Source organism: Variovorax sp. GW458-11-26-14-LB1 (assembly GCF_059423965.1).
This window is the reverse complement of the sequence record NZ_JBWKYW010000011.1, coordinates 124,830-133,043: the sequence shown is the minus strand read 5'-3', so window position 1 is coordinate 133,043 and position 8,214 is coordinate 124,830. Positions and strand designations below refer to the sequence as shown.

Sequence of the window (8,214 nt, the reverse complement as noted above, 5' to 3'; positions counted from 1 at the left end):
ACGCTCACGTCGATGGGGTGCCTTGCGCAGCGAAATCAAGGAGGAGCCCGAAGGGCGGGGGACATTCGCGGAGCAAGGTACCCCGTCGGCGGGAGCGCGCCCTGGATCTCTCCAAATCAGTGATTGTCTCGCGGCACAAAAGCCCCACGGCGACCACGCAGAAAGTCCAGGTCGGCCCCCTGGTCAGCCTGCAGCACCGTGTCGACGTACAGCTTCCAGTACCCCGAATCGAGCGGTGCCTTGGGCGCGACCCACTTCGCACGGCGCTTCGCCAGTTCCTCGTCGCTCACATGCAAGTGCAGCTTGCGGTTCGGCACGTCGAGCTCGACGATGTCGCCGTCCTGCACCAGCGCCAGCGGGCCACCTGCAGCCGCCTCGGGCGCGGTGTGCAGAACGACGGTGCCGTAGGCCGTGCCGCTCATGCGTGCGTCGCTGATGCGGACCATGTCCGTGATGCCCTTGCGCAGCACCTTCGGCGGCAGCGGCATGTTGCCCGCCTCGGCCATGCCGGGGTAGCCCTTGGGGCCGCAGTTCTTGAGCACCATGATGCAGTGCTCGTCGATGTCCAGGTTCTCGTCGTCGATGCGCTTGTGCAGGTCGTCGGCGCTTTCGAACACCACCGCGCGGCCCTTGTGCACGAGCAGCTCGGGCGTGGCGGCACTGGGCTTGATGATGGCGCCGTTGGGCGCGAGGTTGCCGCGCAGCACGCAGATGCCGGCCTTGTCCTTGAAGGGCTCGGCCTGGGTGCGGATGACCTGCGGGTTGTAGTTCTCGGCGTCCTTCACGTTCTCCCACACGCTCTGGCCGGTGACGGTGAGGATGTCCTTGTGCAGGTGGTTTGCGATTTCCTTGATGACCACGGGCAGGCCGCCCGCGTAGCAGAAGTCTTCCATCAGGAACTGGCCTGACGGCTGCAGGTTCACGAGGCAGGGCAGGTCGGCGGCGAGGCGGTCGAAGTCGTCGAGCGTGAGCTCGACGCCCATGCGGCCCGCAATAGCCAGCAGGTGGATCACGAAGTTGGTCGAGCCGCCGATGGCCGCGTTGACCTTGATCGCGTTCTCGATCGCCTGGCGCGTGAGGATCTTCGACATGTTCAGGTCTTCATGCACCATGTCGACGATGCGCCGGCCCGCCTGCCGCGCGAGCACGTTGCGGCGGCCATCGACGGCAGGGTAGGCCGCGTTGCCCGGCAGGCCGATGCCCAGCGACTCGACCATGCTGGCCATGGTGCTGGCCGTGCCCATCGTCATGCAGTGGCCGTGGCTGCGGTGCATGCAGCTCTCGGCCTCGAAGAAGTCCTGCAGCTTGAGCGTGCCGGCACGCACCTGCTCGCTCATCTGCCACACGCCGGTGCCCGAGCCCAGTTCCTGGCCTCGCCATTTGCCTGAGAGCATCGGGCCGCCCGAGACGCCGATGGTCGGCAGGTCGACGCTGGCCGCGCCCATCATCAGCGCGGGCGTGGTCTTGTCGCAGCCCATGAGCAGCACCACGCCGTCGAGCGGGTTGCCGCGAATGCTTTCCTCGACGTCCATGCTCGCGAGGTTGCGGTACAGCATGGCGGTGGGGCGCAGCAGCGTCTCGCCCAGCGACATCACCGGGAACTCGAGCGGGAAGCCACCGGCCTCGTACACGCCGATCTTCACCTGCTCGGCGAGCGTGCGGAAGTGCGAGTTGCAAGGCGTGAGTTCGCTGAAGGTGTTGCAGATGCCGATGACCGGGCGACCGTCGAACTGGTCGTGCGGCACGCCCTTGCCCTTCATCCAGCTGCGGTAGATGAAACCGTCGCGGTCATGGCGTCCGAACCACTGCTGGCTGCGCAGTTCGCTGGCGGGCTTTTTCTTCGGGGCGTTGCTCATGGGATGTGTCTCTTCGTCGTTGATGCTTCGCGGAAATCCTCAGGGTTTTTCCTGCGGGACGCCGGTTTCAATCATCATATGATAAGCGTGACGAGCTGTCGCGCATTCAGGGTTTTCGAGTGGCCGGCACAGGCAAATCCGCCTGAATCCGGCCCCGATACGGGCAGGCAAACAGGCACCGGACACCACCAGAACCACACACCCACAGGCAGGCATGATCAAGAACGTTCACGGCAACACGGTCGACCGCATCGGCAGCGACATCGTCGCGGGCCGCTATGCGCCCGGTGCGTCGATTCCGCCGGAGCCGCTCTTGTGCGAAGAGCTCGGCGTGAGCCGGACCGTGGTGCGCGAATCGATCAAGTCGCTGATCGCCAAGGGCCTGGTGACCAGCGGCCCGAAGGTGGGCACGCGCGTGCAGCCGCCCGACCAGTGGAACTGGTTCGACGCCGACGTCATCGTGTGGCAGACGCAGGCGGGCCTGTCGGCCGAGTTCCTGCGCGACCTGCAGGACCTGCGCCGCGTGGTCGAGCCCGCCGCGGTGGCGCTGGCCGCCCAGCGCGCCACCGCCGAAGACATCGCCGACATGGAGGACGCCTACGCGGGCATGAAGCGCGCCATCGAATTCGGCGGCGACTACATCACGCCCGACCTGCGCTTTCACCAGGGCCTTATCCGCTCCAGCCACAACCGCATGCTGGTGCAGATGAGCCGTGCGCTGGGCGCGCTGCTGCGCACCAGCTTCGAGATTTCGACCACCCGCAAGAACGGGCCCGCGAGTTCGCTGCCGCTGCACCGCGCGGTGCTCGACGCCGTCATCGCACGCGATCCGGCCGCCGCCGAGAAAGCCGTTCTGGTGCTCATCGACGGTGCGCGCCACGACATCGAGACGGTGTTGGCCTCGCGCAAGAAGATTCCGCGCATCAGCCGCCCGGCGACGCAGCTGAAGGCCTTCCCGCTCTAGACGCGGCGGCCGCGCAGACATCCCATAACAACACTGGAAAGTCAGGAGACGCAGATGCTGATGCAAAGGGCTATCGACGGATTTTTTCGCCTGCTGGAGTTCCTCGTCGTCGTGTGCATGGTGGCGATGGTCGTCATGGTGTTCGGCAACGTGGTGCTGCGCTACGGTTTCAATTCGGGCATTTCGGTGTCGGACGAGATGTCGCGCTACTGCTTCATCTGGCTCACCTACATCGGCGCCATGGTGGCCATGCGCGACGGCGCGCACCTGGGCGTCGACACGCTCATCAAGCACCTGCCGCTCATGGGCAAGAAGGTCTGCTTCTTCCTGAGCCAGTCGCTCATGCTGTTCTGCAACGTGCTCTTCTTCATGGGCACCTACGAGATGCACGAGCTGCAGGTGACCAACATCTCGCCCGTGGTGGGCATCTCGATGATCTGGGTCTACGGCATCGGCTACGTGGTGTCGGTGGTGATGGCCCTCTTCAACATCGACAAGCTCTGGCGATTGTTCAGGGGCCGGGTGCCCGACCAGGAGCTGATCCAGATCATGGAATCCGAAGAACAGGTGCTCGACGCCGCCGCACACGGGAAGGTGGCGCAATGACTGTCACGATCTTCATCGTCTCCCTGCTCGGCGCCATGGCACTGGGCATTCCGATCTCGTATTCGTTGCTGGTGTGCGGCGTCTCGCTGATGGGCTGGCTGGCCTACACCGGCGGCCTGCCGGCCTTCGACAGCCAGATCATTGCGCAGCGCTTTGTCGACGGTGCCGACAACTTCCCGCTGCTCGCGGTGCCGTTCTTCCTGCTGGCCGGCGAGTTCATGAACGCGGGCGGGCTCAGCCGGCGCATCGTGAACCTGGCGATGGCCTGGGTCGGCCATTACCGCGGCGGCATGGGCTATGTGGCGGTGCTGGCGGCGATCATCATGGCCTCGCTGTCGGGCTCTGCCGTGGCCGACACGGCCGCGCTGGCTGCGCTCCTCATCCCGATGATGAAGGCCGCCGGCTACCAGATGAACCGCTCGGCCGGCCTCATTGCCGCGGGCGGCATCATCGCGCCGGTGATCCCGCCGTCGATCGGGCTCATCGTGTTCGGCGTGGCGGGCAACGTGTCGATCACCAAGCTGTTCCTCGCGGGCATCGTGCCCGGCATCCTGATGGGGCTCGCGGTGGGCGTGGCCTGGTGGATCGTGGCCCGGAAGGACAACGTGAAGTCCTCGCCGCGCGTGCCCTGGGGCGAGCGGCTGAAGGTCACGGCGCAGGGCAGCCTGGCGCTGGCGCTGCCGATCATCATCATCGGCGGCATGAAGTTCGGCGTCTTCACGCCGACCGAAGCGGCCGTGGTCGCGGCCGTCTATTCGCTCGTGGTGGGCCTCTTCATCTACGGCGAGCTCAAGGTCAAAGACCTGTACCGCCTCACGCTCGCGGCGGGCAAGACCACCGCGGTGGTGATGTTCCTCGTGGCCGCCGCGATGGTGAGCGCCTGGCTCATCACGGTGGCCAACATCCCGACCGAGGTGGTGGCGCTGCTCGAGCCCTTCCTGGACAACAAGACGCTGCTGATGTTCGTGATGATGGTGCTGATCGTCATCGTGGGCACCGCGCTGGACTTCACGCCCACCGTGCTCATCCTCACGCCGGTGCTGATGCCCGTGGTGCTCAAGGCCGGCATCGACCCGGTGTACTTCGGCGTGCTGTTCATCATGAACAACGCCATCGGCCTGATCACGCCGCCCGTGGGCACGGTGCTCAACGTGGTGAGCGGCGTGGCGCGCATCTCGATGGACGATGCCTTCAAGGGCGTGATGCCCTTCTTCATCGCCCACCTGGTGGTGCTGTTCACGCTGGTGTTCTTCCCGCAGCTCGTGACCGTACCGCTGCAGTGGTGGATGGGGCGCTAGTTCTTCTTTTTTCCTGTCAGTCAGTTCGTTCAACCAACCCCTCGAATCGAAGGAGACAAGCATGTTGTTTCGCAGAACCCTGATGACCGCCGCCCTCGTGGCCGGCGGCCTGCTGGCGTCGACCGGCGCCCTCGCGCAATTTGCCGAACGCACGATCAAGTTCACCAACGGCGTGAACGAAGACCACCCCGTGGGCGTGGGCGTGAAGAAGATGCAGGAAGTGCTGGCGGCCAAGACCGGCGGCAAGATGAAGATCACGGCCTTCTGGGGCGGCGCCGCGGGCGGCGACCTGCCGGCCACGCAGGCGCTGCGCGCCGGCACGCAGGAAATGGTGTGCACCTCGAGCTCGCCGCTGGTGGGCATCGTGAAGGAACTCGGCGCCTTCGACCTGCCGTTCCTGTTCGCCAACGAGAAGGAGGCCGACGCGGTGCTCGACGGCCCCGCGGGCGAGTACTTCAACAAGAAGCTCGAAGCCGCCGGCCTCGTCAACCTGGCCTACTGGGAGAACGGCTTCCGCAACCTCACCAACAGCAAGAAGCCCGTGGCCAAGGCCGAGGACTTCGAAGGCGTGAAGCTGCGTGTGATGCAGAACAACATCTTCCTCGACTCGTTCAAGACCCTGGGCGCCAACGCCGTGCCCATGGCCTTCGGCGAGGTGTTCACCGCGCTGGAGACCCGCACCATCGACGGCCAGGAGAACCCCTTCGTGACCATCGAGACCTCCAAGTTCAGCGAGGTCCAGAAGTACCTGAGCGTGACGCGCCACGCCTACACGCCCTTCCTCATCCTCTACAGCAAGAAGCTCTGGGACCAGCTGAACCCGCAGGAGCAGGCGGTGCTGCGCGAGGCCGCGAAGGAAGGCCAGAAGGTCCAGCGCGAAGCCAACCGCGCGCTCAACGAGAAGTCGCTCGCCAGCCTGCGCAAGACCATGACGGTGAACGAAGTCTCGGCGGCCGAACAGAAGCGCATGCTGGAGAAGGTCAAGCCCGTGTACGACAAGAACGTGCCCAACATCGGCACGGAAGCCGTGGGCGTGGTCACCGACGCGCTGAAGAAGGCGCGCGGGGGCTGACCGAGGCTTTCGGCCATGCGCTGAATGTGTGCAAGAGCCGCGCGGCACCCGCCGCCGCGGCTTTTTCTTTTTGCGGAATCCTTGTCATGAAAATCACGCAGCTCGAAACCATCCGCCTCGGCGAGTTTCCCAACATCCTGTGGGTGCGCCTGCACACCGACGAGGGCCTGGTCGGCCTCGGCGAGACCTTCATGGGCGCCGAAGCGGTCGAGGCCTACCTGCACGAATGGGCGGCGCTGAAGCTGCTGGGCACCGACCCGCTGCAGATCGAGGCGCGCAACCGCGACATCACGGGCTACCTGGGCTGGCGCGGATCGGGCGTGGAAACGCGCGGCAACTCGGCCGTCGACATCGCGCTGTGGGACCTGTTCGGCAAGGCCGCCAACATGCCGGTGCATACGGCGCTGGGCGGCAAGAGCCGCGATGCGATCCGCATCTACAACACCTGCGCGGGCTACCAGTACATCCGCAGCGCCACCAACCAGACCAGCTCGAACTGGGGCCTGACCAACAACAACGGGCCGTACGAAGACCTGCAGGGCTTCCTGCACCATGCCGACGAGCTGGCCGAGTCGCTGCTGTCCGAAGGCATCACGGCCATGAAGATCTGGCCCTTCGACCCGGCGGCGGAGAAGAGCCACGGGCAGTACATCAGCAACGCCGATCTCGACACCGCGCTCGAGCCCTTCCGCAAGATCCGCCAGGCGGTGGGCGGCAAGATGGACATCATGGTCGAGTTCCACAGCCTGTGGCGGCTGCCGATGGCGCAGAAGATCGCGCGCGCGCTGCAGGAGTTCGACACCTTCTGGCACGAGGACGCGATCCGCATGGACAGCCTCGACCTGCTCAAGCAGTACGCGAAGGACTGCCAGGCGCTCGTCTGCGCCAGCGAGACGCTGAGCTACAAGTGGGGCTTCAAGGACTACCTGCAGACCGGCGTGGCCGGGGTCGCGATGCTCGACCTGAGCTGGTGCGGCGGCCTCACCGAGGCGCGCAAGATCGCCGCCATGGCCGACGCCTGGCAACTGCCCGTGGCACCGCACGACTGCACCGGGCCGGTGGTCTGGGCCGCGTCCACGCACCTGAGCCTGCATGCGCCCAATGCGCTGATCCAGGAGAGCGTGCGCGCCTTCTTCACCGGCTGGTACAAGGAACTCGTCACCGAGCTGCCGAAGGTCGAGAACGGCATGATCAGCCTCAACGACAAGCCCGGCCTCGGCCTGGAGCTGCTGCCCGACCTGCACAAGCGCGCCGACGCGATCGTGCGGGTGTCGAAGGCGGCGTAGGGGCGTCGCTATCAGCGGTTGTCGTCGGTGCGCAGCCGCAGCAGGGCGCGCACGAAGCCGTGGTCCGAGCGCGAGCGGTCGCGGCCTTCGTGCAGGTGGTCGTTGAAGTAGTCGACGCGGCGCACGTCGCCCAGGCTGTGGCGGCTGCTGGCGACGAACTCCTCGCTCACCAGGATCTGGTCGAGCACATCCGGAAAGCCCTGGTGGACGTGCGAATAGGCCACGTCCTTCTTCAGCGCCGACTCGCCCTGCATCTCGTAGGCGTTGAACAGCGCCACGTCGCGCGCGGCCTTGTCGTAGGCCACCTCGGAGGTGGCGGCCACCAGCTGCGTGGTCACGCTGTGCGGGTTGTCGTTGAAGTCGCCCATCACCACCAGCGGCACGTTGGTGCCCTGCAGCAGGTCGATCACGATGCAACGCAGGGCCGCGGCCTCGGCACCGCGCATCAGCAAGGAGCGCAGCGAGGCCATCGCGCCGATCTTGCGGTCGTCGCGGTCTTCCAGGTGGTTGCCCTGCGCGTCCTGCAGGAACTTGGGGCGCTTGGACTTCAGGTGCACCGTCAGCACATGCACCTGCTGACCGTGCTTCATGCGCACGGTGGCCAGCAGGGGCGGGCGCTCGAAGCGCGTGTGTGGGCCGATGCCCGGCACCTCGACACCGAAGCCCGCGGGGAAGTCGACGAAGGACTGCACGCTGTCCACCTGCAGCCGCGTGACGATGCCGACGCGCGGCGTGCCCTGTGCGCCCGGCCGCCCGGGCGTGCCCGGCGGGCTGCCGGGCGGCGGCGAGTTCTCGGCGCCCGGCACCGAGACGAAGTCGTAGCGCAGCCCGCTGCGGCCGATGGCGGCCTTCAGCGCGGCCTCGTCCCACACCTCCTGCACCGCGAGCACGTCGGCGTTGAGCGCGTGGATGCGCTCGCCGATCCAGTCGATCTTGCGTTCGTATTCGCGCTCGTTGTAGGCGTCCTGGTTCTCGTAGTACACGCGGTTGGGGTTCGCGAGATTGAGCAGGTTGCAGGTCGCGACGAAGAGCGTGGCGTAGTTGGGCGGGATGTAGGAGGGCATGGCCCGCACATTGTGTCCTGAGACGGTGCAAACGACCCTGCCGCGCCGGCCGCACCGGCAGAAACGAA

Annotated in this window: 7 protein-coding genes; 5 read left to right on the top strand and 2 right to left on the bottom strand. The window is 66.2% G+C overall.

Annotated features, from left to right (window positions below; translation table 11 throughout):
- Nucleotides 1–116: 116 nt before the first annotated feature.
- On the bottom strand, nucleotides 117–1,856 hold the full coding sequence (locus AC07YS_RS10655; protein ID WP_495268399.1) for an IlvD/Edd family dehydratase: 1,740 nt from the start codon (nucleotides 1,854–1,856) through the stop codon (nucleotides 117–119).
- Between the two features lie 214 nt (nucleotides 1,857–2,070).
- Between AC07YS_RS10655 and AC07YS_RS10650 the strand changes: the two genes are divergently transcribed.
- The 5 genes from AC07YS_RS10650 to AC07YS_RS10630 all read left to right on the top strand — a co-directional run bounded on the left by AC07YS_RS10650 (nucleotide 2,071) and on the right by AC07YS_RS10630 (nucleotide 7,082).
- Complete coding sequence (locus tag AC07YS_RS10650) at nucleotides 2,071–2,820, top strand: FadR/GntR family transcriptional regulator (protein WP_062476018.1); 750 nt, start codon at nucleotides 2,071–2,073, stop codon at nucleotides 2,818–2,820.
- A 54-nt stretch (nucleotides 2,821–2,874) separates the two neighbouring features.
- Complete coding sequence (locus AC07YS_RS10645; RefSeq protein WP_223301408.1) at nucleotides 2,875–3,426, top strand: TRAP transporter small permease; 552 nt, start codon at nucleotides 2,875–2,877, stop codon at nucleotides 3,424–3,426.
- Nucleotides 3,423–4,724 carry a TRAP transporter large permease gene (locus AC07YS_RS10640; RefSeq protein ID WP_062476015.1) on the top strand — a complete coding sequence of 434 codons (1,302 nt, stop codon included), beginning with the start codon at nucleotides 3,423–3,425 and terminating at the stop codon, nucleotides 4,722–4,724. The genes AC07YS_RS10645 and AC07YS_RS10640 overlap by 4 nt, the downstream gene beginning before the upstream one ends.
- A 61-nt stretch (nucleotides 4,725–4,785) precedes the next feature.
- The gene (locus AC07YS_RS10635) at nucleotides 4,786–5,796 is read left to right on the top strand and encodes a TRAP transporter substrate-binding protein (RefSeq protein WP_062476013.1); all 1,011 of its coding nucleotides are present in this window, start codon (nucleotides 4,786–4,788) and stop codon (nucleotides 5,794–5,796) included.
- Nucleotides 5,797–5,882: 86 nt separating this feature from the next.
- Nucleotides 5,883–7,082 (top strand): mandelate racemase/muconate lactonizing enzyme family protein, encoded by a 1,200-nt coding sequence (locus tag AC07YS_RS10630; RefSeq protein ID WP_495268398.1) that lies wholly within the window; start codon nucleotides 5,883–5,885, stop codon nucleotides 7,080–7,082.
- A gap of 11 nt (nucleotides 7,083–7,093) precedes the next feature.
- Here the strand turns inward: AC07YS_RS10630 and AC07YS_RS10625 are convergent, their stop codons facing one another.
- Nucleotides 7,094–8,146: an endonuclease/exonuclease/phosphatase family protein gene (locus AC07YS_RS10625; RefSeq protein ID WP_495268397.1), complete on the bottom strand. Its 1,053-nt coding sequence runs from the start codon at nucleotides 8,144–8,146 to the stop codon at nucleotides 7,094–7,096.
- Nucleotides 8,147–8,214: the final 68 nt, after the last annotated feature.